At 64.7% G+C, this 25,409-nt stretch carries 25 protein-coding genes; 4 read left to right on the top strand and 21 right to left on the bottom strand.

Features of this window, described 5'->3' with window-relative positions:
- Positions 1–32 precede the first annotated feature (32 nt).
- Both ASC86_RS22590 and ASC86_RS26015 read right to left on the bottom strand, forming a co-directional pair.
- A complete protein-coding gene (locus tag ASC86_RS22590; protein ID WP_056326680.1) occupies positions 33–1,103 on the bottom strand; it encodes an acyltransferase in 1,071 nt (356 codons plus the stop codon).
- A gap of 27 nt (positions 1,104–1,130) precedes the next feature.
- Complete coding sequence (locus ASC86_RS26015; RefSeq protein ID WP_156387167.1) at positions 1,131–1,280, bottom strand: hypothetical protein; 150 nt, start codon at positions 1,278–1,280, stop codon at positions 1,131–1,133.
- Between the two features lie 255 nt (positions 1,281–1,535).
- Between ASC86_RS26015 and ASC86_RS22585 the strand changes: the two genes are divergently transcribed.
- The gene (locus ASC86_RS22585; protein ID WP_056326678.1) at positions 1,536–2,597 is read left to right on the top strand and encodes an acyltransferase; all 1,062 of its coding nucleotides are present in this window, start codon (positions 1,536–1,538) and stop codon (positions 2,595–2,597) included.
- On the opposite strand, the gene ASC86_RS22580 is transcribed toward ASC86_RS22585, so the two are convergent.
- From ASC86_RS22580 to ASC86_RS22550, 7 genes are all read right to left on the bottom strand, one after another.
- Positions 2,563–4,245: a lipid II flippase MurJ gene (locus ASC86_RS22580; protein ID WP_056326676.1), complete on the bottom strand. Its 1,683-nt coding sequence runs from the start codon at positions 4,243–4,245 to the stop codon at positions 2,563–2,565. The genes ASC86_RS22585 and ASC86_RS22580 overlap by 35 nt on opposite strands.
- On the bottom strand, positions 4,239–5,618 hold the full coding sequence (locus ASC86_RS22575; protein WP_056326670.1) for an O-antigen ligase family protein: 1,380 nt from the start codon (positions 5,616–5,618) through the stop codon (positions 4,239–4,241). The genes ASC86_RS22580 and ASC86_RS22575 overlap by 7 nt, the downstream gene beginning before the upstream one ends.
- Positions 5,615–6,766, bottom strand: a complete 1,152-nt coding sequence (locus ASC86_RS22570; protein ID WP_056326669.1) for a glycosyltransferase family 4 protein — start codon at positions 6,764–6,766, stop codon at positions 5,615–5,617. The genes ASC86_RS22575 and ASC86_RS22570 overlap by 4 nt, the downstream gene beginning before the upstream one ends.
- A gap of 2 nt (positions 6,767–6,768) precedes the next feature.
- Complete coding sequence (locus tag ASC86_RS22565; protein ID WP_056326668.1) at positions 6,769–8,844, bottom strand: tyrosine-protein kinase domain-containing protein; 2,076 nt, start codon at positions 8,842–8,844, stop codon at positions 6,769–6,771.
- Positions 8,841–10,010: a glycosyltransferase gene (locus ASC86_RS22560; RefSeq protein WP_056326666.1), complete on the bottom strand. Its 1,170-nt coding sequence runs from the start codon at positions 10,008–10,010 to the stop codon at positions 8,841–8,843. Before ASC86_RS22560 ends, ASC86_RS22565 begins: the two co-directional genes overlap by 4 nt.
- 310 nt (positions 10,011–10,320) lie before the next feature.
- Positions 10,321–11,442 carry a glycosyltransferase family 4 protein gene (locus ASC86_RS22555; RefSeq protein WP_056326664.1) on the bottom strand — a complete coding sequence of 374 codons (1,122 nt, stop codon included), beginning with the start codon at positions 11,440–11,442 and terminating at the stop codon, positions 10,321–10,323.
- Between the two features lie 172 nt (positions 11,443–11,614).
- Positions 11,615–12,037 (bottom strand): plastocyanin/azurin family copper-binding protein, encoded by a 423-nt coding sequence (locus tag ASC86_RS22550; protein ID WP_056326938.1) that lies wholly within the window; start codon positions 12,035–12,037, stop codon positions 11,615–11,617.
- Positions 12,038–12,185: 148 nt separating this feature from the next.
- Between ASC86_RS22550 and ASC86_RS22545 the strand changes: the two genes are divergently transcribed.
- Positions 12,186–12,500, top strand: coding sequence for an EthD family reductase (locus ASC86_RS22545; RefSeq protein ID WP_056326662.1), 315 nt, complete (start codon positions 12,186–12,188; stop codon positions 12,498–12,500).
- Here the strand turns inward: ASC86_RS22545 and ASC86_RS26010 are convergent.
- The 6 genes from ASC86_RS26010 to speB all read right to left on the bottom strand — a co-directional run bounded on the left by ASC86_RS26010 (position 12,467) and on the right by speB (position 18,620).
- Complete coding sequence (locus ASC86_RS26010) at positions 12,467–12,625, bottom strand: hypothetical protein (RefSeq protein WP_156387166.1); 159 nt, start codon at positions 12,623–12,625, stop codon at positions 12,467–12,469. The genes ASC86_RS22545 and ASC86_RS26010 overlap by 34 nt on opposite strands.
- Positions 12,626–12,632: 7 nt before the next feature.
- A complete protein-coding gene (gene betA / locus ASC86_RS22540; protein ID WP_056326659.1) occupies positions 12,633–14,318 on the bottom strand; it encodes a choline dehydrogenase in 1,686 nt (561 codons plus the stop codon).
- Positions 14,319–14,334: 16 nt separating this feature from the next.
- Positions 14,335–15,798, bottom strand: coding sequence for a cytosine permease (locus ASC86_RS22535; RefSeq protein WP_082510401.1), 1,464 nt, complete (start codon positions 15,796–15,798; stop codon positions 14,335–14,337).
- A gap of 1 nt (position 15,799) precedes the next feature.
- A complete protein-coding gene (locus ASC86_RS26325) occupies positions 15,800–15,967 on the bottom strand; it encodes a hypothetical protein (RefSeq protein ID WP_156387165.1) in 168 nt (55 codons plus the stop codon).
- Between the two features lie 111 nt (positions 15,968–16,078).
- Positions 16,079–17,587, bottom strand: a complete 1,509-nt coding sequence (locus tag ASC86_RS22530; protein WP_056326658.1) for an aldehyde dehydrogenase family protein — start codon at positions 17,585–17,587, stop codon at positions 16,079–16,081.
- 55 nt (positions 17,588–17,642) lie between these two features.
- Positions 17,643–18,620: an agmatinase gene (speB, locus tag ASC86_RS22525; RefSeq protein ID WP_056326657.1), complete on the bottom strand. Its 978-nt coding sequence runs from the start codon at positions 18,618–18,620 to the stop codon at positions 17,643–17,645.
- A 93-nt stretch (positions 18,621–18,713) separates the two neighbouring features.
- Here speB and ASC86_RS22520 point away from each other — a divergent pair, with 93 nt between their 5' ends.
- On the top strand, positions 18,714–19,652 hold the full coding sequence (locus tag ASC86_RS22520) for a LysR family transcriptional regulator (protein WP_056326650.1): 939 nt from the start codon (positions 18,714–18,716) through the stop codon (positions 19,650–19,652).
- Positions 19,653–19,831: 179 nt separating this feature from the next.
- Here the strand turns inward: ASC86_RS22520 and ASC86_RS22515 are convergent, their stop codons facing one another.
- The 5 genes from ASC86_RS22515 to ASC86_RS22495 are packed head-to-tail and all read right to left on the bottom strand — an operon-like array spanning position 19,832 to position 23,888.
- The gene (locus tag ASC86_RS22515) at positions 19,832–20,932 is read right to left on the bottom strand and encodes a PLP-dependent cysteine synthase family protein (protein WP_056326648.1); all 1,101 of its coding nucleotides are present in this window, start codon (positions 20,930–20,932) and stop codon (positions 19,832–19,834) included.
- Positions 20,933–20,934: 2 nt separating this feature from the next.
- Positions 20,935–21,348 carry a Rid family detoxifying hydrolase gene (locus ASC86_RS22510; RefSeq protein ID WP_056326646.1) on the bottom strand — a complete coding sequence of 138 codons (414 nt, stop codon included), beginning with the start codon at positions 21,346–21,348 and terminating at the stop codon, positions 20,935–20,937.
- A gap of 19 nt (positions 21,349–21,367) precedes the next feature.
- On the bottom strand, positions 21,368–22,594 hold the full coding sequence (locus ASC86_RS22505; RefSeq protein WP_056326643.1) for a M20 family metallo-hydrolase: 1,227 nt from the start codon (positions 22,592–22,594) through the stop codon (positions 21,368–21,370).
- Positions 22,591–23,118, bottom strand: coding sequence for an L-2-amino-thiazoline-4-carboxylic acid hydrolase (locus ASC86_RS22500; RefSeq protein ID WP_056326641.1), 528 nt, complete (start codon positions 23,116–23,118; stop codon positions 22,591–22,593). Before ASC86_RS22500 ends, ASC86_RS22505 begins: the two co-directional genes overlap by 4 nt.
- Positions 23,115–23,888, bottom strand: a complete 774-nt coding sequence (locus ASC86_RS22495) for an aspartate/glutamate racemase family protein (RefSeq protein ID WP_056326636.1) — start codon at positions 23,886–23,888, stop codon at positions 23,115–23,117. Before ASC86_RS22495 ends, ASC86_RS22500 begins: the two co-directional genes overlap by 4 nt.
- Before the next feature lie 99 nt (positions 23,889–23,987).
- Here ASC86_RS22495 and ASC86_RS22490 point away from each other — a divergent pair, with 99 nt between their 5' ends.
- Positions 23,988–24,845, top strand: coding sequence for a LysR family transcriptional regulator (locus ASC86_RS22490; RefSeq protein WP_056326634.1), 858 nt, complete (start codon positions 23,988–23,990; stop codon positions 24,843–24,845).
- Between the two features lie 27 nt (positions 24,846–24,872).
- Here ASC86_RS22490 and ASC86_RS22485 read toward each other — a convergent pair whose 3' ends face one another.
- Positions 24,873–25,328 (bottom strand): Lrp/AsnC family transcriptional regulator, encoded by a 456-nt coding sequence (locus ASC86_RS22485; protein ID WP_056326633.1) that lies wholly within the window; start codon positions 25,326–25,328, stop codon positions 24,873–24,875.
- Positions 25,329–25,409: the final 81 nt, after the last annotated feature.

The following is a 25,409-nucleotide window of genomic DNA, read 5'->3' as shown; positions in this document are numbered from 1 at the left end:
GCCGGCTCCGAAAGGGGCCGGCCGTTTTTTTGTCACGCCGAAGGATCGCGCGAGGCCGCCGCCGGCGACAGCAGCGTCGACCACGGGATTTTCGCCAGCCGCTTTTCCACCGCCACATGGCCCCAGTATCCGAGCGCCGTCGAGATGGCCGCCGTCATCAGCGCGGCATAGCTGGTGGACAGGCCGGGGGCGATCTTGGTCAGGAGCAGCAGGATCGGCGACATGAAGATCGGGTGCAGCAGGAAGATCGAATAGGAAGCGTCGCCCAACGCCATCATCAGCCGCGAGACCCGCGGCGGCGTCGTATAGGCGGCGATGAGCGTGATGCCGATGGTCAGCGGCGCGATCGACAGGATCATGGCGAGGCTTCCCATCTTCAGGTCGAAATACTGCACGATGGCGCGCAGCCCCAGCACCAGCACGATCAGGATCGTCAGCTGGCCCGGCAGTTCCACCATGCCGCGCCAGCGCCGCATGGCAAGCCCGATCAGAATGCCGAAGCCGAACTCGATATTGTAGGGGCTGAACAGGAAGCCGACGAAGGTGCCGTCATCGAAGGAGACGCCGTCGCCCAGCACAAGGCGGGCGAGCGAGGCCCCGCTCCAGAGCAGCATCAGCGGCCAGAGCCGCGGCTGCCAGAGAAAACAAAGGCTGAAGACGAGATAGAACACCACCTCGTAACGGATCGTCCAGGCGACGAAGGGCACGACATCGCCGACCGGCCAGAAGCTGATCGTCCTGAGGCTGCCCATCACATCGATCCGGCCGAAGGCGCTGAACAGCGCGATATTGAACAGGATGACGGCAAACCAGAGCAGCGGAACGACCCGCTCGGCCCGGCGGCGCAGGAACTGGCCCGCCGTCAGCTTCGGCCGGCCGGTCACCTTATCCGTCGATGACGACACCATGATCAGCCCGCTCATGATGAAGAAGAAATCGATCTCACCGGCGCCGCCCTCGAAGAAAGAGGTCAGCGCCCCCGGACCGAAATATTTCGGGAACGAGGCGGTGTCGATCGAGTGATTGACGACGACCAGCACGGTGGCCAGCGCCCTCAGATAATGCAGGCCGACGATACTCTGCTTGGGCGCGGTGCCTGGCATCGGGAAAACTCCATGATGAGCGGGGGGTCAGTTAGGCTTCTGGGCTTCCACGGGCTGCGCGACATTGGCGCGTTCGATCGCCATGTTGATGAGGTAGACGAGAAAAGGATCGTTTTCCCTGGCAGCGGCGAGTTTCGCCGCGGCGAGCAGATCACTCGTATAGGTCTGTTTCGTCATGGATCACCTCTTCTAAAGGACCGGATCGGCAACGGCCCATCGACAATCTTTCCGTGTACACTTCACCACGGCGCATTTACCAAAACCCTAATGTACGCGCCCATAGTTTGTATTTTTTTGCATATTTCCCCGAATATACAATCTATGATACGCAATATTGGAGCGTGAGTCGTGGCGCCGAGAATCGTTCCGGCACGACGAACACAACTTATAGATTGTGATAGCGTGTCCCGCCCGGACCATGGGAGCCCGTTCATGCAAAACCGTCTCGGCAGGAAAACCGTCGCCTTGCTCGATCTGACCCGAGCGGCGGCGGCGGTTTACGTCGTGCTCTATCATGTCGCGGTCGAGCGCGGCTGGACGGGGGAGATCGGGCTCCTCTTCCGCTTCGGGCAGGAAGCGGTGATCCTGTTTTTCCTGCTGAGCGGCTTCGTCATCCATGCCAATGAGCGGGACCGCGCGACGGAAGGGTTCGGCTATTTTTTCCGCCGCATCCGGCGCATCTATCCGACGCTGATCTTCGCCATGCTGGTTTCAGTCGCCGTCGCCTTCATCGATGGCCGGCTCGCCTCGACCTTCAGCATGGCGCAGCTTTTCGGAACGCTGTTTGCCCTGCAGGACATCGCCGCCCTGAAGCCGGGGGTGATCGTCGATCCGTTCCTCGGCAATGCGGCCCTGTGGACGCTCTCCTACGAAATCTTCTTCTACCTGCTCTATCCGTTCGCGACGATCGCCTGGCGCGAATTCGGCGCGCGGACCAGCCATCTGGTCGGCCTCGTCAGTTGCCTCTCCTATCTCAGCTTCACGCTGGCGCCCAATGACTGGACTCTGGTGCTGGCCTATTACGGCGTGTGGTGGACCGGCGCGATGGCGGCCGAGGCCTATCTGGAGGGCAAGCGTCGCCTTGCCGCGCTGCGGGTGCCGCTCACATGGCTCGCGCTGCTCTGCGCGGTCGCGGCGGTGGATGTCTGGCGGCAGGGGTTTCAGGGGCTGGGCGTCTATCCCTTCCTGCAACTGCGCCATTTCGTCGTGGCGTTTTTCACTGTAATCCTCGGCTTCGGGCCGCTTGGCGCGTGGCTTGCGGGAAAGGCACGGCGGGTCGAAAAACCGGCCGCCGTGGTGGCCTCGATTTCCTTTGGGCTTTACGTGCTGCATTTCCCGCTGCTGATCCTGTCGAGCCTTGCGGCAACCACGCTGGGGCTGATCGAGATGTCGATCGTTCTGGTCTTCCTGTCGTGGTTTGCCGATCGCTATCTCAACGAGCGGCTGCCGCGCTGGAAGGTCAAACGCGCGGCGATACCCGAAAACGCCGCCTGAGCACGAACCGGAAAAGACCGGGCACCAGCAGCGCCGCCGCCAGCAGCCAGCCCAGACCCAGCACGGCGCCACCGGCCAGCAGCCGCGCAAACACGCCGTCGATATAACCTTCGAGGACATCCCCGCCGGCCAGCACCAGACCGGCGGGGATGAGCGCCAGGCAGAAGGCGGCCCAGAAGCCGACCTTCAGCCGTAGCGACAGGAGCACGCCGGCCAGCAGCACCAGTGCCCGCACGCTTTCGCCGAACCCGATCCAGGCCAGCCCCGGCAGTTCACCGCCATGAAAATGCGCGACCCCGGTGTTGAACGCCATATTAGCGGCATAGGCGAGAACAAGGATAAAGGCGGCCCGTCCGCTGCGGCCCGCGCCATTGAGCAGGCGCAGCAGTATCCAGCCGAGGGTGGAAGCCCAGAGGCCAAGCGAAATGCCTTCCAGCGCATGGCTGGTCAGCATCACGCCGGTCGCGCCGAAAGCGCCGCGATGAAAGACGACGGTGACGATATCCTCCGCGAAGAGGAACAGAAAAGCCGAGGCCGGCAGCGAGAAGGCTAGCACCACCCGCACGATGGTTCTGGCCTGTGCTTCCTGCGCGGAGGGTGCCTGCCCTCCCTTCTCCCCAGCGGGGAGAAGGTGGCGCGCAGCGCCGGATGAGGGGGATGGCTCGCTCGGAGCAAGCGGAGACACCCCCTCATCTGCCCTTCGGGCATCTTCTCCCCGCTGGGGAGAAGATGGAAAGTGCAGCCTCCCTCCTACCCCCCCGCTCGACAGCACCGCAAGCCCGACCGGCTGGCTGATCAGCAGCAGAAAGCTTTCCGTCAGCGTGCGGGCATAGTCGAGCGAGGCAACCGCGCCGCCCTGCAGACGGGAGGTGAGCAGCCGCTCCAGCCAGATATTGAGCTGTTCGGCCATCGGCAGCGGCAGCAGCGGCCCGAGACGCCGGAAGAACTCCCGCATCGTCGCGATGATGTCGTGCGGCCGGGCCGCATTGAAATCGATATTGCCCTCGCGCCGCAGCATCAGGATCGCCACCAGCGTCAGAGCATTGAACGACAGGCTGAACGCCCAGGCGAGCACGATCACCGGCGCGCCGAGCGCGACGGCTGCAAGGCCGATGAGCACGCTCATGTTCTGCATCGCCGCCCGCGCATTGGAGACGCGCGCCCGGCCAAGCGCAATCTCGCCGGCCGCCAGGCAATTGAGGATCACCGAAGCGGGCATGGCGAGCGCCATGATCTCGACGAACCGCACCGTGAGGTCCTTGCCCTCCGGGCTGAAACCGCCGACCAGCACATCCACCAGCGGCGCTGCGGCAAGCTGCGTTGCAAACATGATCAGCACGCTGATGCCGCCGAGCGCCAGCGTCAGCGCCGCAAGCCCCTGCGGAGCTGCACCGCGGCAAAGCCGCTCCTTCTGCATGGGAATGAGGATCGCAGGCACGGTTTCGGCCTGGAAAAACGAGATCGGCAGCAGCACCGCGGTAATCGCGGTGCGGAACGAATCCGCCGCAAGCGCCGTGCCGATGATCAGCGCCATGACGATTTCGCGGACGAAACCGAGCATCTTGCTCAAGAGCGCGCCGCTCATCAGCCGGACGATCAGCCGCAGGATGGAATGGCCCGCCACGGGATCTGCCGGGGCATCTACCATCGCCGTCCCCCCTTTTCCGGCAGGCAGGCGATGGCGGCGAAGCTCCAGAACAGGAAGCCGAGTTCGCCCGAAGCGAGGCTGGCGAGCGGCATTTGCGACAGCGCACCGCAGCCCAGTCCGCCCAGCACGATTGCCTCCGGCGTCTGGCCCGCAACCGCACCGGCGATCATCCGCCCCGCCGCCCAGACGAAGGCGGCAAGGCAGATCAGCCCGACGAAGACGCCCATCATCAGCCAGCAGGCGATCAGCATGCCATCGACCGGCATCTGGCCGGCGACACCGGCATCAGCCGTGGTGAAGCCGGTGCCGAACAGCGAACTGTCCGGCAGGTTCCAGAGGGTGACGAATTGAGCCAGCCGCTCCTGAAAGCTGCCGTCGTCGCTACCCTGCCCAAGCGTCGCCAGCCGCTCCTCCAGCACGTCGCTGAAGGGCGGGATCGTCGCGGCGAAGGCCCCTGCTGCGGCCATAGCGGACAGGATCGTGCCGGCCCGGAACCGGGTGCGCACGAAGAACACGCAAAACAGCAGCCCGACCGCGAGCGAAATCCACGCCGTGCGATATTGCGACAGCATCAGCGCCAGCAGCGCCGGGCCGCAGACCAGGCAGGACACCCACAAAGGCCGCAGGAACGACACAAGCAGCAGCCCCGCCGCCGTGAAGGTGGCGAAGCTCGCCGGCCCGTTCAGCATACTGTAGACGCGGACCTCATAGGGCTCCGGCAGACCGGCGGTGACGGCGGTGGCGAATTGCATCCAGTAGCGATCCCATTCCGGCGGATCGACATACTGGAAGGCCCCATAAAGACCGATGACGGGCAGGATGACCATGAAGGCCGAGGTCGCTGCCTGCACCAGCCGGTCGCGCTCCCCCGTCTCGATCAGCGCCAGCCCATAGAGAAGCGGCGCCGCCCATTTCAGCGCACCGGCCGAGGCATCGCCCCAGCCGCCCTGAAACAGCGACAACAGCGCCGCATAGACCACACAGCCGAAAACGATGGTGAGCGGCGCACGCCCCCCACCGAGCGGATCGGATTGGCCATCGAGCAGCGGCAGAAGCGCCGGCACCGCCGCAAGAAGCGCCAGAAGCGGCCCGACCAGCATGATGCCGCCCTGATCGAACCCGCTGAAAAAATCGACGATACGCCGGGCAAAGGGCGCGAAGGAAAACAGCACGAGCATGGTTTGCAGGTGTGCCGCCCGCCCCTGCCGCCACGCATGCCAGCCCACACCGGCACAGCCGAGAATGAAGACGAAACGCGCCAGAGACCCGGCCACCGGCGCGATCGCCAGCACGCCGGCAAACAGCAGGCCCGCCGCCAGCCAGCCGGGCACGGCAAGCGCAAAACCCGTCCTCGCTTCGGCCGCGCCTCTCATGGGGCCTCGACGCCGACGCCGCCGATCAGGCCGAAGATCATGCTGCGCATGCGCTTGGCGGTGTAGTGATCCCGCGCCCGCTGCAGCGCCAACGCGGTTTTCGCCTGCCGCTCGGCCGGGTGCGACAACAGATGCTCGATCGCGTCCGCCAGCGCATCGCTGTCGCCGGGCGCGACCATGGTGCCGGCCGCGCCGCCATCGAGAATATCCGGCGCGGCGCCGATATCGGTCGCGACGACCGGTGTTCCCGCAAACATGCTCTCGACGATCGTCAGCCCGAACGGCTCGGGCGATGTCGAGGGGTGCACGACGATATCGACGGCCCGCATCAGCTCCGCCACATCGCTGCGCTGGCCGAGGAAGAAGACGCGGTCGGCAACGCCAAGCTCTTCGGCGAGGCGCTTCAGATGCGCGGCATAGGCCTCCTCGCCGAACAGCGCATCGCCGGCAATGACCAGTGAGACATCAGGCAGGGTCGCCAGCGCCCGCAGCACCACATGCTGCCCCTTCCAGGCGGCAAGCCGGCTGAAGACGCCGATCACCGGCCCCGGCCTGAGCCCGAGCATCGCCCGCAACGCCGCCCCCGAGGCGATATCGCCCGCCTCAGAGGCGGTCACGCCGTTCGGCACGATACGGACCAGATCCGCCCGGCCACCGGCGGCAATGAACCCATCCGCCACCGCCCGCGACGGCACAACGACGCGGGCCGCGCGCCGGTTGGCAAGCCCCACCTGCAACTTCAGTTGCGTTGCGCCAAAATGGCTGCGGTCGGGAATATCGTGCAGATGCCAGATCAGCGGCCGCTTCGAGACGGCTGTTGCGATGGCAGAGAGGATGAAGGCCTTCTGCGAATTGGCATAGACGATATCGTAGCGCGGCACGAGGCGGGCCAGTTCGACGACGATTGCCGCAATCGGCCATGCCAACGGCAGGGCGCGCAGCAGCGACCGGTCGCGCTTGACCGCACCCAGCCGCCCGCCCCAGCGCGAGGCGGTGACGCTGACACCGCGGGCCGTCAACGCATCGGCAAGCGGCCCCTGCTGGAAGACGAAGGCCGAAGCCCCTGCCCCCTGTTCGAGAAGTTCGAGCAACACGACCTCGGCCCCCGAGATCGCCGGCGAATGACTGGTGAACAAGACGCTTGGCATTTTCACATCCGCCTCCTGTGGCCGGTTTCCATCGATTGGGGAATTTCACGTTCGGCAAGCCGCGCCTGTGTCGAGACCAGCCCGAGCATGTTGGCGCCGAGATTTCCGAGCCGGCGCACGATCATTTCGGCCGAACGCAGGTCGTCTTCGCCGGTGCAGCAGAGAACGCCATCGACACGGACGGCGATGAGGCCGGCATCCATGTGGCGGTCGAGCGCCGGGCTATCGAAGACGACGAGGTCATAGCTTTTCGCCCAGTCCAGCAGGCCGGCCATGCCGGGGCCTGCCAGCAGGTCCGCCGGATCGGTCGCGGCTGGGCCGGCGGCGATCACGTCGACACCGGGTGCATCGAGCCGGATCAACGCCGCCTGCGGCACGGCGCGGCCTTCGAGCACATCCTGCAACACCACCCGCGGGTGGACGCCAAAGGCATCGCCAAGCTGCGGGGCGCGCATATCGCCCTCGACCAGCAGCACGCGGCGGCCGGCATCGGCGGCAGCGGTGGCAAGCGCCATGGCCGTGAAGCTGCGCCCCTGCCCGGCAAAGGCCGAGAGCAGCAGCACGGAGCGGCAGCGCCCTTCGATATCCGCCAGCAGCCGCTTCAGCGCCACTTGCACGGTGGGATTATCGGCTGCGGCGGCGAGATCGTAGCGCAGATCGCCCGTACCGGCGGTTTTCGGAAAGCGGGCGATGATCGCGGGCCCGACCGGGCGCGTGCCGTCGGGCGCGGCCGGCTGCCAGCGGTCGCGCAGCAGCGCCGCGCCAACGCCTGCCATCAGCGCCAGCGCCGCGCCGCCGGCGACGAAGGGCGCGGTTTTGGGGAAGAAGCGCTTCAGCGGGCGTTCGGCAAGGCTGACGAGACGGGTGCTGCCGAGCATGGCGCGCTCTTCGGATTCCAGCCCCTTGCGCTTGTCGTAGAGCGCCGCATATTGCGCGCGCTTGACCCCGACATCGCGAACCATCTGCTCGATGGCGGTTTCGTCGCCGAGGGAGGCGGAGACATCGGTTTTCGCCTTGTCCATCTGCGTGCGCAGGGCCTTTGCGGTTTCGCTCGCGGCATCGAAACGCTTTTCGGCGCTGGCGACGACGATACGGATTTCCGCATCGAGCCCGTGTTTCAGCGTCGCCACCTGCCCCTGCAGCGAGCGCAGGCGCGGATGGCGCGGCCCGAGCACGACGGCGGCGGCCTCGGCCTCTTCGCTCGCCATGGCGAGCCGCTGCTTGATATCGGCGACCGCGCGGCTTTCAAGCACCGCCGGTAGCGCCGCGACATTGCCTCCCGATTTCACGGTCGAAAGAATGGCTTCAACCGCATCCCGTGCCGTCTCGGCGCTGGCAAGCTGCTGGCTGATGGTCGTCAGCCGCTCCGAGGTCACGGAGGCATTGGCGCCCTGCATCAGGCCCTTTTCGCTGCGATAGGCCTGGATTTCGGCATCGGCCCTGGCGATCTCGCCATCGAGCCGCAGCATTTCCTCTTCCAAGCTCTTGGCGGCGGTGCTGCGATTTTCCATCAGGCCGCGGCGATGGTCTTCGAGAAAGACGTTGATCAGCACATTGGCCATATCCCGCGCGATATCGGGATCGAAGGAGGAATAACCGATAGTTATCACCCGCGAGCGGCCGGCGCCGATGAAGGAATAGCGCGCCTGCAGGTAATCCAGCAGCTCCGCACTGCCCGGCTGCAAGGCGCTGCAGGGCGTGCCGACGAAGGGGATTTTGAAGCTGTGGGCACATTCGGTCGCGACCAGATCGGCGACGCCGGGTGCGTCCATCACCTTGCGCAGGATGCGTGGCGAGCGCACCATCAACAGCTGGCTTTCGAGATCGGCGGGATCGCCGACCTTTTGCGCCCAGCCGGCCGGCGGATAGGAAAGCCCGGTTTCCGGCTCCGCGACGATGATCGAGCCGGAGGCGAGATAGCGCACCGGCAGCGTCACCAGCGCCAGCATCGCAGCGGCAAAAACCACGGCCGCGGCCAGGATAAACAACCCGCGGCGGCGCCAGACGATCACCAGCGGATTGCCGCCCGCGAGCCGCCCGGTGCCCGCCGGGCTTTCGGCAAAGACCGCGCTGTTCATAGGCCACCTGCCCCGATCAGGCCGGCGAAGGCGACGGGCAAGGCGACCTCGCCCCGTTCCTTCGCCCCCTGCCGAACGGCCTGCTGCACCGCCTCGGTGAATTCGCGGCGAAAACGCCGGGCCGAAAACCGGCTGGCATTGCGGCGGCAGTCATGCGGCGAAAAACCCTGCTCGATCTCGATGAAATCGGAGACGCAGCGGGCGATCGCCTGCGGCGTCGGTTCGTCGAAGAACAGCCCAGTGCTGCCCTCGATCACGGTTTCGCGCGAGCCGCCCCGGCCGAGCGCCAGGACCGGCGTTCCCTCCGATTGCGCCTCGACCGTGATGATGCCGAAATCCTCTTCGGCCGCAAAGACGAAGGCGCGGGCCGTCGCCATCAGCCGGCGCAGCTCCTCATTGCCGACATAGCCGGCAAAGGAGACGTTCGGCCCGGCAATGGCCCGGAGCCGCGCCGCCTCCGGCCCGTCGCCGGCGACGATCAGCTGCTGGTCCGGCAACAGCGCGAAGGCGCGGACGATCTGCTCGATATTCTTGTAAGGCACCAGCCGGCTTGCGGCGAGGAAGTGGTTGCCCCGCGACGTGACGGGATCGCGGGTGGAGAGCGTCACCGGCGGGCAGACGACGCTTGCCTCGCGCGAATAGACCTTGCGGATGCGCCGGGCGATGAAGGCGGAATTGGCCAGCATCACATTCGGCCCGGCCGCCGTGCGACTGTCCCAGATGCGCAGCCGATGCAGCAGATAGCGGGCGGCGGCGGCCTTCAGGCCCTTGAAGCCGCTCTGGTCGAGATAGCTGTGCTGCAGGTCCCAGGCATAGCGCATCGGCGAGTGCACATAGGAGACGTGCACCTGATCCGGCCCGGTCAGCACGCCCTTGGCCACCGCGCAGCTGCTGGAAATGACGAGATCGTAGCCGGAAAGATCGAACTGCTCGATGGCGATCGGCATCAGCGGCAGGAAGGAACGGTGATGCGTCTTCATGAAGGGCAACTTCTGCAGAAAGCTCGTCGTCGTGGTTCCCAGCCCGATTTTCCGGCGGTCCGCCGGGCTCAGGAAATCGAACAGGGTGAACACGTCCGCTTGCGGATAACAGGCGAGAATTTCCTTTAAGACCAGCTCCGCGCCGCCCACCACGTAAAGCCAATCATGAATAACTGCTACACGCATAACGTTTCCTAACTCAGGGTTATCACGTGCTTTAGTTATTCTCATTTAAGTTGCATGATGACAAATCTATCTTTAAAAATCGGTTAATCGCTAAAGTTTTATTCAATTGCGATCTGTATAAATAAACATGGCGTTAACCAATGTATTCATGGAAAAGAATGAACTATTTTCGCCAAATCGCTGCGGAACAGCGCTTCTGGAGCCGATACACTTCGCAAAGATATGCACACGCCAAAGTTGCCGGCATTTCGGCGGCGCCTTTAGGGAAATATCCATTTAAGGTTGAAACTCAAAAATCCCGGCGAGGCCGTCAGCCTTCCAGCACGTATCGCACGCAGGCCGTGAGCGAGCGCGCCGAATGCTCCGGCGTCCATTCGGCGATGCGGGCGCGCGCGGTCTCGCCCATCGCCGGCCGGTCGGCCGAGAGCATGGCCGATATCGCCCGGCGCAGATCGGCCGCGTCGCCGGCCGCGAAGGAAAAGCCGGTGATGCCGTCGATCACCAGATCGGGGGTCGCACCGCAGGCATCGCTGGCGATGACCGGCAATCCCGCCGCCATGCCCTCGTTGACGACCAGCCCCCAGGGATCATCGTCGGAAGGCAGGATGAGGAAATCCGAGACGAGATAATGCCGCGCCAGATCGGCCCCTTCGCGAAAACCGCAAAAGACCGTCTCAACGCCGAGCGCCCTTGCCTGCCGCTCCAGCGCATCCTGCAATGGCCCGCGGCCGATGAACAGCATGACCGGACGTGCATCGAGCCCCGCCACCGCCTCAAGGATCAGTTCCGGCCGCTTGCGGGCGATGAGGTAGCCGCAGAAGACAGCGACCGGCCTCCCAGCCGGCAGGCCAAGCTCCGCCCGCAACCGGTCCTTATCCGGCTGAAGCTGCCGCTCGCGGTCGATATGACAACTGGAAACGCTGAGATACTGGTTGAAGATCATCTCGTCGCGCGCCCCGGCCATGCGCAGCATGACGTCGCGGCCGACGCGACCATTGGCGAAACAGGCGTGGGAGAGCTTGCCCGTCAGCCATTTGACAAACTTCACAGGCACCGCGTCCCGGCCGATCCGCTTCGGGCTGAAACCATCGAATAGCAGGATGACCTTGCGGCCCATCAACCGCGCCAGACAGGCGGCGGCGATATAGCTCGCCTGCTCGAAACCGCCGATCATGACGATGTCGTTATCCCTTACCATGCGCCATAGCCCACGGTTCAACCGGCCATAGCCGGGAACCCGGACGATCGTCGGCAACCGCTCCTCGCGCACGTCGCGGGCGGCGGCGGTGCTCCAGCCGCGCCCCTGGTCGTCCTCATCGGTGAAATAGACGGCAAGCTCCACCGAAAGCTCCCGCCCCAGCCGCGCTGCCCACGCCTCCATCATGACGGTGCGATAGGGCGACGGGATATTGGTGAGGTAGGCAATCTTCATTACGGCGACCTGATCCTGTGCAGCCGGCGTCGCAACCGGATCGACGCAGCACTCCCATAGGATGAATCACCAAAAAAAACAATTTAAAGTTAATACAGATGGGCGATGGCGTGCCCCGAGGCGCGCCATCGCCACAGCATTGAGCCTTCTCTCCGGAAGGCGTCCGTATCGATTAATCCGTCACCGTCAGCATGGCGTGCATGCCGGCCTCGAAGTGGCCCTTGATGTTGCAGAGGAGAAGGTAGGAGCCGGGTTTCAGCTTTGCCTTCAGCTGACCGTCCATGCCGGGTTTCAGTTCGGAAACCTCACCGAGGCTCTTCAGCTGTTTTTCATCGACCCGGTGCTTGCCGGTGACGACATCGATCTTCTGGTCGGCGGATTTCAGCTTGACCAGCACCATCTCGTGCTCCTCGGTCATCGCATCGTTGTGCACGAGAAACGTCGTCTCGCCGGCCTTGACCGTCGGCTGGTCGAGCGTCAGCGTCATCGGCCCGCCGCCCTCGCCGCCTTCCACCACCTTGACGGTGGAGGCGAAGGCGGGCGAAGCGACGCAGATCAGGGCAAGGGCTGCAAGCGTATTGCGGACGTAAGGCATATCGATTCCTTTCTGATAAACCCCCGGTCCCGGATAAAAAGCCCGGCTGACACCGGCCTGAACGCCCTTCCCGAAAAAAACGTGACGGCCGCGATCCGTTTGCGCCCGCCGCATCGTCCTTGGCGTATCTGAAACGAGGAGAACGACCATGGCCAGAATGATGGTGATCTATCGCACGCCGCAGGATATCGAGGCATTCGACCGGCATTATTTCGACATCCACGTGCCGCTGGCGAAAACGCTGCCGGGCCTGCGCAAATACGAGATCAGCCGCGGCCCGATCGCCACCCCGGCCGGCTTTCCCGATATCCACCGGATCGGCACGCTGCATTTCGACGATCTCGCGGCGATCAGGACGGCCTTCGCAAGTCCCGAGGGGCAAGCGGCCGCCGCCGACCGCCGGCTGTTTGCGCCGGATGGCTCCGGCTTTCAGATGTATCTTTTCGACAGCCGGGAGGTCTGAAGCTCCTGCCCGAGGCCGACTGCCAGCCGGCGGAAAAGGCTCTCGATGAGGAGAGCCCAATCCTGCCGCCCATCGGGACCATCCAGATCCCGCCGGGCAATCACGTAGCCGATCGTGCGCAGCATCGCGGCCTCAGTGCTGGAAGGCCCGCAGCGGCTTGCCGCTGCGCTGGGTCGTGCCGACGCCGGGGGCAGTGCCGACTTCGGCATTGGACGCGGCGAGCAGCGGCTTGCCGCGCACCATGTCGGAGCCACGTTCGGCCAGCATGATCGTCGGGGCGTTGAGGTTGGCGTTGGGCTCGGCCGGGAAGACCGAGCTGTCGATGACCCTGAGGCCACCGATGCCGCGCACCTTCAGTTCGCTGTCGACGACGGCCATGTCATCCTCGCCCATGCGGCAGGAGCCGCAGGGGTGATAGGTGCTTTCCATGGTCTCGCGCACCCAGGCATCGATCTCGTCATTGCTGCGCACATCCTTGCCCGGCGCGATCTCGTCGCCGCGGAAGCGGTCGAAGGCCGGCTGGGCGACGATTTCGCGGGTGAGCCGCAGGCAGCGGCGGAAGCCTTCGCGATCCTCTTCGCGGTCGAGATAGTTGAACAGGATATCCGGCTGCTCATGCGCCTCCGGCGAGCGCAGGCGCACATAGCCGCGGCTCTTGGGCTTGTTCGGCCCGGTCAGCACCATGAAGCCATGGCCGTCGAGCGGCTTCTTGCCGTCATAGCGCATCGCCGCCGGCAGGAAGTGGAACTGGATATCCGGCCATTGCAGCGAGGCGTCGGAACGGATGAAACCACCGCTCTCGAAATGGTTGGAGACCGAAAGCCCCTTCTTGAAGAACAGCCATTCCGCCCCGATCAAAGCGCGGCTGAGGAGGCCCATTTTGCCGTTGAGCGTGATCGGCTCCTTGCAGGCGTACTGGATATAGACCTCGGAGTGATCCTGCAGGTTCTCCCCGACGCCGGGCAGGTCGTGAAGCACCTCGACGCCGGCCTTCTTCAAAACGGCGGCAGGGCCGATGCCGGAGCGCTGCAGCAGGTGCGGCGAGCCGATCGGGCCGGAGGAGATCAACACCTCGCGGCTCGCCTTCGCCACGATGCGTTCGCCGCCGAGTTCATATTCGACACCGACGGCGCGCTTGCCTTCCAGCACCACCCGCCGCGTCATGGCGTGGGTGATGACGGTGAGGTTCGGCCGGCTCATCGCCGGCTTCAGGTAGGCATTGGCCGTCGACCAGCGCACCCCGTCCTTGACGGTCATGTGCATCGGGCCGAAACCCTCCTGCATATGACCGTTCGGGTCTTCGGTAGTGATATAGCCCGCCTCGCGGCCGGCATCGACGAAGGCCCCGTAAAGCGGGTTCTTCATCTTGTTGCCGGCATTGGTGGCGAGCGGGCCGGTCGATCCGCGATAGGCGTCGCCGCCGTCCTGCCAGCTTTCGGCGCGCTGGAAATAGGGCAGGCAATTGGCATAGCGCCAGCCGCGTGCGCCCAGCTCCTCCCACTCGTCGAAATCGCGGGCATGGCCACGCATATAGACGAGCCCGTTGATCGAGGAGGAACCGCCGATGACCTTGCCGCGCGGGCAATGGACCTGCCGGCCGTCGAGGCCCGGCTCCGGCAGGGTCATGTATTTCCAATTGTACTTGGTGCCGTTCATCGGAATGGACAGCGCCGTCGGCATCTGGATGAAGATCGACTTGTCGCTGCCGCCATATTCGAGCACCAGGACCTTGGTCGCCGGATCTTCCGAAAGACGGTTGGCAAGCACGCAGCCGGCCGATCCGGCACCGATGATGATGTAGTCGTAGGTCTCGCTCATGGCTGATATCCCGATGTTACGGATAAAGGCCCCAGCCGCGCCCGCGGGCGAACAACCGGGTCAGGACATAGTGGACCGTGCCGGCCGCAAGGCAGGACGGCACGGAGGCGGTGATGTATTTGAAGATCGGTAGGCTCTCGAGCGTCTGCGGATTGAAGACCAGCACGTAGACGCCGAAGCCGACAGCCAGCGCGAAGAGGCCGATGGGATTGAAGCCGCCCCAGAAACGGTAGGGACCGTTTTCCTGCGGGGCATGTAGGCTGCGCATGTCGAGCTTCTGGCCGCGCAGGAAGAAGTAATCGGCAATGCCGATGCCGGCGAGCGCGGAATTGAGCGCCGAAGTCCAGACGAGGAAGATGAAGAAGCCGTCATACATCTGCGGATAGAAAACAACGAGGCCGAGCGGGATGACGCAGAACAGGAACAGGATCGCCCCCCAGGAAATGGCCCGGATCGACGCCGTTCCCACCTGCCTCAAGCCCACGATGGAGGTGTAGAGGATGTTGGCCATCGAGGTCATGTTGGCGAAGGCGACGAAGAGCAGCGCGATGATGCCGATGATCGGACCGGCGATCTTGGTCATCCAGATCGTCGGGTCGCTGTCGCCGAGTGCGACGGCGGCGAGCAGGCCGACGATTTCGCCGAGAGCTGCGGCGCCGAAGATGCCGACGACATTCGGCCAGAAGGCGGTGCGCTCGTTCTTGGTCAGGCGGGCGAGGTTGCCGATATAGGGCCACCAGGAGAAGCCGGCGGCAAGGTTCACTTCGATGGCGATGATGAAATTGAGCGTGTTGTCCTCGAACGGCGGGGAAAGCGCCGGCATCGCCAGCAGCTCGGAGAAGGAGCGGTGCTGGAGGATGAGGTAGAGCATGACGATCATCAGGATCACCAGCGCCGGCGACACGACCATGTTGAAGAACTTGATCGAGGTCGGCCCCTTGGCGACGATGAACCAGGTGACGAGGATGGCGCCGACGGCGGCGATGATCATCTTGATGCCTGTCGGATTGGCGGCCTCGCCGGCGCTGAGCGCCGTGAGCCCATCGATCGAGCGGCCGAACATCATGGCCAGGACGGCAAGCCAGCCCATGGTGAGCACCACCACGGCCAGGATATAGACGAGGCGGCTGCCGTTATAGCCGAACTGGCTGCGCAGGGCGACGAACTGCTCGATGCCGTAGCGGCCGGCAAGCGGCGTGGTGGATAGCGCCGTCAGCACGACGCCGACGATATTGCCGATGATGATGGCGGCGATGCCTTCCTTCGGCCCGACGAACAGGCCGACGGCGCCGCCGATGAGAAAGGCCCAGGTGGCGATGGCAAGCGCCGAATTGGCATAGGTGAATTCCCAGAAGCCCCAGAGGCGTTCGGAGGGCAAAAGCGGCGCATCGCCGCGTTCGGCGGCGGCGCGATTGGCGGAGGCTTCCTGCCCCTGGATTTCTGCGGCGGCAAGCCCGCCGGTGGCGACGTGATCGGTCATCTCAAGCCCCCCAGATCCAGAAGCCGAGGACCAGCACGAGCATCAGCGCGGCCATGCCGGCATAGTCGATGACGGTCATCGTGCCTTCGAAGCGGTGACCCGTCTCGATGTCTTCATAGATGCGGGCGCGGCGTCCCAGTTCGTTCTGCCAGGCGATATCGTTTTCCATGTTCGGTTCCCCTGTCGCGTCGCGCCTTCGGCGTCTTTCCGCGACGAAAGGCGGCTCCATCGGCCGCCGGTGGTCGTGACGCGGCCGCCCATGGGCGGCGGCCGGCAGGGCTTACGGCAGCGTGATCCACACCGCCTTGGTCTCCATCAGATAATCGAGCTGTTCTGGCCCTAGGTCCTTGCCGAAGCCGGAATCCTTGAAGCCGCCGAAGGGCATGGAGGGATCGATGGTGCTGTGCGCATTGACGTAGACGGAGCCCGCGTGCAGCTGCGGGATCAGCGTGTGCACGCGGGCGAGATCGTTGGAATAGATCGCGGCAGCGAGGCCGAAGGGCGTGTCGTTTGCCAGCGCAACCGCTTCCTCAAGCGTATCGAAGGGGCTGGTGACCAGCACCGGCCCGAAGATTTCCTCGCGCACGATGCTCATGTCCGGCGTGCAATGGGCGAAGATCGCGGGCTCGATGAAATGGCCCGGACCTTCGAGATTTTTCCCCCCATGGACGAGCTTCGCACCCTCGCGCACACCGGACTCGATATAGCCGGCGACGACCTTCTTCTGCTGGGCCGAGACCATCGGGCCGATGTAGCAATCGCGGTCGAGGCCCGGCGCCATCTTCAGTTCGCGGGTGACGGCGATCAGCTCTTCGAGGAAGGCGTCATGCACCGAGCGCTGGATATAGACGCGGGTGCCGGCATCGCAGACCTGCCCCGAATTGAAGAACACGCCGTTTGCCACGGCGCGGGCAGCGCTCGTCAGATCGGCGTCGTCGAGCACCAGCACCGGCGATTTGCCGCCGAGTTCCAGCGTCACGTGCTTCAGATTGCTGACGGCCGTGCGGCCGACTTCCTGCCCGACCGGCGTCGAGCCGGTGAAGGTGACCTTGTTGATGCCGGGGTGGGTCGACATGGCCGCGCCGATGACGCTGCCCTTGCCGGTGACGATATTGACGACGCCGGCGGGAATGCCGGCTTCCTCGACCAGTTCGGCAAAGCGCAGGGTGGAAAGCGAGGTCAGTTCCGCCGGCTTGACGATAACGGTACAGCCGGCTGCCAGTGCCGCCGCAAGCTTCCATGCCATGGTCTGCAGCGGAAAATTCCACGGCACGATGGCGGCGACGACGCCGAGCGGTTCCTTGCGGGTATAGGCGAGATAATTGCCGGGGATGGACGGCTCGACGGTGCGGCCGTGCAGCTTGGTCGGCCAGCCCGCGAAATAGCGGAAGGTATCGATCGTGCCCTGGATATCGATCTCACGGGCAAAGGTCACCGACTTGCCCATATCGATCGCTTCGATCTCGGCCAGCTCGTCGGCATGGGTTTCGAGGAGATCGGCAAGGCGATGCAGCATGCGCTCACGCTCAAGCGGCTTCAGGCGACGCCATTCACCGCCGTCGAATTGGGCACGAGCGGCCGCAACGGCCCGGTCGAGATCGTCCGTCGTGCCGGAAGGGCCACGGGTGATCAGGCCGCCGGTGGAGGGCTCGAAAATGTCGAAGGTCGCGCCGTTGCTGCTATCGACCCAGTTACCGCCGATGAACATCTTTTGCGGCTTTTGCAGAAACCGCCGGGTCGCATCGCTGACGCCGTATTGATCGAGATAATTGCGGACGGTTGCGTCCATGGTGTTTCCTCCTCGTCGGCCGCCGCAGGCGTACCGGCCCTTGCGGGGTCTTCGATCAGCGCTTTTCGGCTCTCGCATCGATGACGCGGCCGATGAGGTTCATCAGAACCTGCGCTGCCAGAATCGCGGTGCCGCCGGTGTGGTCGTAATCCGGTGCGACCTCGACCAGATCGATGCCGACGATATCGCCACGTTTGGCCAGCGCCGCCAGGATTTCCAGCACCTCGTAATAGATGAAGCCGCCATGCGACGGCGTGCCGGTGCCCGGCGCAATCGACGGATCGAAACCGTCGATGTCGATGGTGACGTAATAGCGTGCGCCGGCGGGAATGCGGTCCACCACGCCTTCGGTGCCCAGCGCCCGGATCTGGCGGACGGAGAGAATGTCGGAGCCCATGCGGCGGGCGTCCTCATAACCTTCCTTGGCGGTCGAGGAGACGTTGCGGATACCGAGTTGCGACAGGCCGCTGACATAGGGCTTTTCCGCCGCACGGCGCATCGGGTTGCCGTGGCCGTAGCGCACGCCATGGCGCTCGTCGACGAAATCGAGATGGGCGTCGATCTGGACGATGTGGATCGGGCCGTTCTTTTCGCAATCCTCGGCAAAGGCGTTGACGCAGGGGATGTTGACGGAATGGTCGCCGCCGAGCACCACCGGCAAGGCGCCGGCTTCCAATATCTTGCGCACGCCGAATTCGATATTGGCATGGCTCTTCATCGTGTCGGTATGAACGATGTCGGCATCGCCGATATCGACAATGGAGACCTCGCCGCTCGGCAGATAGGTGACGTCGTCCTCGTGGTCGTAAGCGCCGCCGTGGCCGAAGGAGAACAGGGTGGAGGCCTCGCGGATCGAGCGCGGCCCGAAGCGGGTGCCGGCGCGCCACTGGGTGCCGCAGTCGAAGGGCGCGCCGAGGATCGCCACGTCGGCGTCGATCTTGTCCCAATCCGGCTGGTAGGGATATTTGCCGAAGGTGCAGATGCCGACGAACGGCAGGTTCAAACGTCCGGTTTCATAGGAATTGCTGGTCATGTGCCCTCCTCCAAAAGTGGAAGGAAGTGTGCCAAAGACCAAAACATTTAAAAGCATCTATGATTGCATGTTCACTTATGCATTAATCAATGAATGATCAACAAGGTCCGGCATCGCGTCCTCAATCTGTCGCTCGGCGATGCCGAGCTTCGGCTGCTGCGCGTCTTCGCGTCGGTGGTGCAGCATGGCGGCTTTTCCGCCGCGCAATCGGCGCTCGGCATGACGCAGGCGACGATTTCCACCCATATGCGGCATCTGGAGGAGCGGCTAGCGCTTCGCCTGTGCAGCCGGGGCCGCGGCGGCTTCCTGCTGACGGACGAGGGTCGGCTCGTCTACAATGCGGCGCTGGAACTCTTCGGCTCGATGGAGCAGTTCCAGAGCCGCATAGGCGAGGCGCAGGGGGAGCTGACGGGCAATCTGAGCTTCGGCACCGTCGATGCGATGATCACCAATCGCGACCTCGATCTTCAGGGCGCGCTCGCCAGCTTCCATGCGAAAGCGACGCGCGTGCATCTGGAAATCGATGTCGCGGCGCCGCAGGTGCTGCATCAGGGGCTGTTGAACGGCTCCTATCAGGTGGTGCTGATGCCCTCGGTCGGCAGCGTCATGCCGAATTTCCGCAGCCAGCCGGTGTTTTCCGAGGTGCAGAAACTCTACTGCGCCGAGGGCCACCCGCTCTTTGCCCGCCCCGATGCCGATATCACCGACGCGCTTCTCGAAACCCAGTCCTTCGCCGGCCGCACCTATATGCTGAACGAGACGATCTGCGGCGTGAACTTCACCTGGGCGGCCTCGACGCCACACATGGAGGGCACGTTGCTGCTGCTGCTATCCGGCGCCTATATCGGCTTCCTGCCGGATCACTACGCCGACGAATGGGTCCGCACCGGGCGGCTGCGCGTGCTTGCCCCCGAACGCATGATCTTCCAGGATCTCTTCCACATCGCCTACCCCCGCAACAAACCGTCGCGGGCTGCGGAAACGCTCGCCGAGGCGATCACGAAGAGCGTGCGCATGCCGCGTGGTGGGTAGGACCGAAAGCGGCCCTATAGGCATACTCTGAGTTTGCCGCCGCACCCCCCTCTGTCAGCTGCGCTGACATCTCCCCCTCAAGGGGGGAGATTGGGCCGAGAGGCCGCCACCTGCTGATCTCCCCCCTTGAGGGGAGATGCCCGACAGGGCAGAGGGGGGTAAAAGCAGCACACTCGAAATCAAGCCAGCTCGAACGTTCCCGTATCCAAAAACGTCTCGATGGTGCGGCGCCAGGGGTCGATATCGATGCCGTTCTGGGCCAGCCAGTCCGGATTGAAATAGGTGCCGGCATAGCGGTCGCCGCTGTCGCAGATCAGCGTCACCAGCGAACCCTCGCGGCCTTCCTTCATCATGCTGTCGGCAATCGACAGCAGCCCGAAGAAATTCGTGCCCGTCGACGCGCCGACCCGGCGGAACAGCCGGTCGGACAGCACGTGGGCTGCAGCAATCGAGGCCGCATCCGGCACCTTGATCATGTGATCGATGACCGTCGGGATGAAGGACGGCTCGACGCGCGGCCGGCCGACGCCTTCGATGCGCGACGGCGTGGTGCAGGTCGTTTCCGCATCGCCGTTCTTCCAGGCGTCGTAAAACACCGAGTTTTCGACATCGGTCACGCAGAGCCGGGTCGCAAGGTTGCGGTAGCGAATATAGCGGCCGATGGTGGCCGAGGTGCCGCCGGTGCCGGCACCCATGATCACCCAGCTCGGCACCGGATGCGCCTCGCGCTCCAGTTGGCCAAAAATGCTTTCGGCGATGTTGTTGTTGCCGCGCCAGTCGGTGGCCCGCTCGGCATTGGTGAACTGATCGAGGTAATGGCCGTTCGTTTCCGCCGCGATGCGGGCGGCGGTCTCGTAGACCTCGACCGGGCGATCGACGAAGGCACAGCGGCCGCCAAAACGTTCGATCACGTCGATCTTCGTCTTGCTGGTGCTGCGTGTCATGACCGCGATGAAGGGCAGGCCGAGCAGGTTGGCGAAATAGGCTTCGGAGACGGCGGTGGAACCGGACGAGGCTTCCACCAGCGTCGTGCCCTTGCTGATCCGCCCGTTGCAGATGCCGTAGAGGAACAGGGAGCGGGCAAGGCGATGCTTGAGGCTGCCGGTCGGGTGGGTGCTCTCATCCTTGAGATAGACCGAGATGCCCTTCAGCCCCTTGAAGACGGGATTGACGAGATGCGTATCGGCCGAGCGGCGGGCGTCGCCTTCCAGAATACCGATGGCATGGCGCGCCCAGGCGCGGTCGGCGCAATCGGGCGCGGGAAACGGGGCAGCAGACATGCTCAATCCTCACCGAGCGCGATGACGGCTTCGATCTCCACCTGCGCATCCTTCGGCAGGCCGGAAACCTCGAAGGTGGCGCGAGCCGGATAGGGCGCGGAGAAGAATTCGCCGTAAGCGGCGTTGATCTCGGCAAAACGCGAGAGGTCGCGCACCAGCACGGTGGTCTTGACGGTGCGGGCGATATCCGTGCCGGCGGCGCGGGCGATGGCCGCGATGTTGCGCAGGCATTGGCGCGCCTGCTCGACCGGATCTTCGGAGGCGAAAGCGCCGGTGGCGGGATCGATCGGCAACTGGCCGGAGACGAAGAGCAGTCCGTTGACCGCAATCGCCTGCGAATAGGGGCCGATGGCGGCCGGCGCATCGGTGGTCGTGACGGCGCTGAGGCCGGTCTTGGTGTCGGAAGAGGAAGCCATCGTTCGGGTCCGTTGTTGATCAGGAAAGTTGGTCGGCGCGAAGCACACTTCGCAATAGCAGGTTCGCGCCATCTGCGCATTGCTGCGGGGAGGAATATTCGCGCTCATTGTGCGACAGGCCTTCGCGCGAGGGGATGAAGATCATCGCCGTCGGCACCTTGCCGGCTACATGGGCTGCATCGTGGCCAGCGCCCGAGACCATGTCGATAGCGGACAGCGAAAGCCCCTCCGCTTCCTGCCGGATCGCCCCGCGCAGGGCTGCATCGAAGGCGACCGGCGCCTTGCGCCAGACGACGGAAACCTCCGCCCCCGGCACGAGCCGGCCGATCTCGGCGGTCAGTTTCGTCTCCATCGCCGCAAGCCCCTCCTCCTCGGGATGGCGCATGTCGATTTCGAGGCGCACCTCGCCCGGCACGACATTGCGCGAATTCGGCCCCGCATGGATATAGCCCACCGTGGCGACGCCCGGCGGATGGTTCAGCGCAACGGCTTGCGTAGCCAGCACGACCTTTGCCGCCGAAACCAGCGCATCCTCGCGCAGGTTCATCGGGAAAGCGCCCGCATGGGCCTCCGTGCCGCGGATGCGGACATCGAGCCAACGCAGCCCCTGCACGCCGCTGAGGACGCCGACCGCGCTGCCATCCGCCTCCAGCACCGGCCCCTGCTCGATATGGAGTTCCAGATAGGCCGCCATCGGCAGATGCCCCGGCGCATGCGGGCCGCGATAGCCGATCGCCTCCAGCGCCTCGCCCACCGTCACGCCCTCCTTGTCGGCGCGGGCATAAATGGTCTCGATATCGTGCACGCCGCAGAAGACCCCGGAACCCATCATCGCCGGTGAGAAGCGGGAGCCCTCCTCATTGGTCCAGTTGATCACCGTGAACGGATGGCGCAGCCTCTCCCCGGACGCATGCAGCACCCGCAGGATTTCCACCCCCGCCAGCACGCCCAGAATGCCATCGAAACGCCCGCCGGCCGGCTGGGTATCGAGATGGCTGCCGACGGCGATGGCGGCAAGGCCGGGCTCGGTGCCGGGCAAGATCGCAAACATATTGCCGATGGCATCGACCTCGACGGTGCAGCCGAGCGCCCGGCATTCCGCCTCAAACCAGCCGCGCACCTCGCCGTCGGAGGCACTGAGCGCCAGCCGGTTCATGCCGGTTTCGCCATAGGCGCCGATGCGGGCGGTCGACAGGATGTCGGCCCACAGCCGGTCGCCATCGACCGAAAGCGGGGTCGCCGTCATTCCACGCTCTCCTGCGGGGTCTCGTGGAAGCGGTATTTGAAGTCGCAATGGGACGCGCCCTCCATCACCGTCTGGGTGCGCTCCAGCGTGATGCGCGGATCGTAGCCGGTGCAGAACACGCCGTCGCGATTGCACGACAGCAGGTGGCCGATATGGCCGAGACCCATCTCGCGATAGGTCTCGGCGTATCGACAGCGCTTGACGTTGTAATGAAATTCCTCGTCGGTCGCCTTGGTAACCTCGATGACGAGGGCGTCGTCCTGCGTCCAGAGGTCCTGCAACTCCTGGAAGGTGCGCAGCATCGTGCCGCCGGGCGTCTTGGCGGCGAAATCCTGGCCGGCCTTGATCGCCGCCTTGCGGATGGCGGTATCGAGGATGGATTGCGCCTTCTCCTCGCCGACCTGCCGGCGCATCTCCTCATAGATCGGCGCAATAATGCCGGCCTCGATCTTGCGGCGGGCGAGAATGCCGATTTCGCCGTCCATCGCGGCGCTGGAATCGGGCTGTTCGCTGGTATCCGTCATGACTGTTTCTCCTGTTGCATCCAAAGGCGCCCGGCACCGGGCACGGTTTGCATCACGCCCGCCTTGCGCAGCGCATGCCAGGCAAGCGCCTGATTGCTGGTCACCACCGGCTTGCCCGTCGCCGCCTCCACGGCATCTATGATGCCGAAGCAGCGCAGCGCCGTGCAGGACAGAAACACCGCCTCGACATCCTGCCGGCCGATCTCCACGGCCGCCCGCAGGATATCGTCCTCCCGAATGCGGGCGATGGAAACATCGCTCTGCTGGTCGAAGCTGGCGCGGGCGGCGATATCGAGGCCGTTCCCGGAAAAGAACCGCTCGACGCGGGCATTGACCTCGGCGCGATAGGGCGTGACGAGGCCGATGCGCCGCACGCCGAGCGCTGCGAAGGCGGTAAGGCTGGCCGAGACCGGATCGCACACCTTCACCCCCGGCCGCACCGTCTCGATAATCCCGGCGATCCGCTCCGGCCCGATGATCATCGAGCCCGAGGTACAGCCGAAGGCGACGACATCGAGCCGGTCGTCCGGCAGCAGCAGTTCCACCGCCCGCGGCAGCGCCTCGGCCATCGCCGCAAGGCTTTCCGGCGAGACATCCCGCGCCATCGGAATGCGGCTGGAATAGACCTCGACGCCGGACATCGGCAGAAACCGCCGGACCTCGGGTTCGATGACCGTGTCGTTGGCCAACACGACGAGGCCGATGGCGGCGCGGGCCGCCGGCCCGCCATCGAGCGCACAGTCGAGCCGCGTCCATCCAGAATCCGTCATTCATCTTCTCCCTTGCAGACAGGTTGACCGAAAAGGCTAATCGATGGAAGCGATATTTGACCATGGATTGAACGATAAACTTCATATATCGTCGGCGGCATGGATACGTCGCTGCTCACCTGCTTTCTCACGGTTGCGGATACGCAAAGCTTCTCGGAGGCTGCCGGACGGCTGAACCTCACGCAATCGACCGTCAGCCACAAGATCGCCCGGCTGGAAACCCATCTCGGCAAGCAGCTGTTCGAGCGCACCACCCGCACCTGCACCCTGACCTCGGACGGGCGTGAGCTGATCGAGCATGCGACCCGCGTGGTCCGTTCCGTCGAGGAGATGGAGCAGAGCTTCAAGCCCGATCTCCTGAGCGGCACGCTGGTCGTCGGCGTGCCGGACGATCATTATCTCTTCGTGCCGCTGACCGTGGCGCTGAAGAAATTCATGTCGGAAAAGCCCCGCGTCGGCGTCGAGATCCGCGGCGGTCTGTCGAGCGACCTGATGCGTGACCTGCGCCAGCGCAACATCGATCTTGCCGTCATCCGCGACGTGCCGGCGGCGCAGGACAGCGACGTGCTCTGCACCGAAAACCTCGTCTGGATCACCGCGCCGAACTGGGTGCCGCCGGAGGACGGTATCGTGCCGCTGGCGCTGGTGCGCGGCCCCTGCGCCTATCGGGGTGCTGCCCTTGCAGCACTTGAGCAGAACGGCATGCCCTGGAAATGCATCGTCACCTGCACCAGCCTGCAGGGCGTCTTTGCCGTGGTGCGCGCCGGGCTTGCCGTGGCTGTGGTGACGGAAGGCGATATCGGCAGCGGCGTCCGCGCCGCCCCGGCCGGCGGCTTCCTGCCGCCGCTCCCCGGCTCGTCGCTGACCATTCGCCACGCCGACAAACAGCCGACGCTCGCCGCCCGCGCCCTTGCCCGCACCATGGCCGACGTGCTGACGGAGATGCGCGGCGGATAACGGCCGGAAAAGCGGCCGCCGCCGATCTCACACTTTCGGAAAGCGGGTCGCCCGCTTGACCGTGCCATAGGCGAAGCTGGTGTCGATCGAGGCGATGCCCTCGATCATGTGCAGCCGCGAGCGCACGAAAACCTCGTAATCCTGCAGGCTTTCCACGAGCACCCGCAGCAGATAGTCGGCATCCCCGGTCATCACATAGCAATCGATGATCGCATCGATATCGCGCACCTTGCGCTCGAAGGCCGCGATGGCGGCCTGGCTGTGGCGCTCCAGCCGGATGCGCACGAAGGCGGTGATCGGCAGCCCGTAGGTCGCCTCGTCGACGACGGCGGTATAGCCCTTGATGACGCCGCTTTCCTCCAGCAGCCGCATCCGCCGCAGGCAGGGTGATGGCGAGAGATTCACCCGCTCGGAAAGCTCCTGGTTCGTCAGCCGGCCATTGTCCTGCAACGCCGCGACGATCTGCCTGTCTTTGTCATCCATTGTCACGCCGATTGGTAGATTCTGCCAATTTTGAAGCGGCGAGTGGCAATCTTCGCAAGAACCTGCCTCTTTGCCCGTGTC

The sequence above is a fragment of the Rhizobium sp. Root1212 genome, assembly GCF_001424985.1.
In the GTDB taxonomy this organism is placed as follows: domain Bacteria; phylum Pseudomonadota; class Alphaproteobacteria; order Rhizobiales; family Rhizobiaceae; genus Pararhizobium.
Note: the sequence above shows the minus strand (reverse complement) of the source record. Positions and strands in the feature narration are given on the sequence as shown.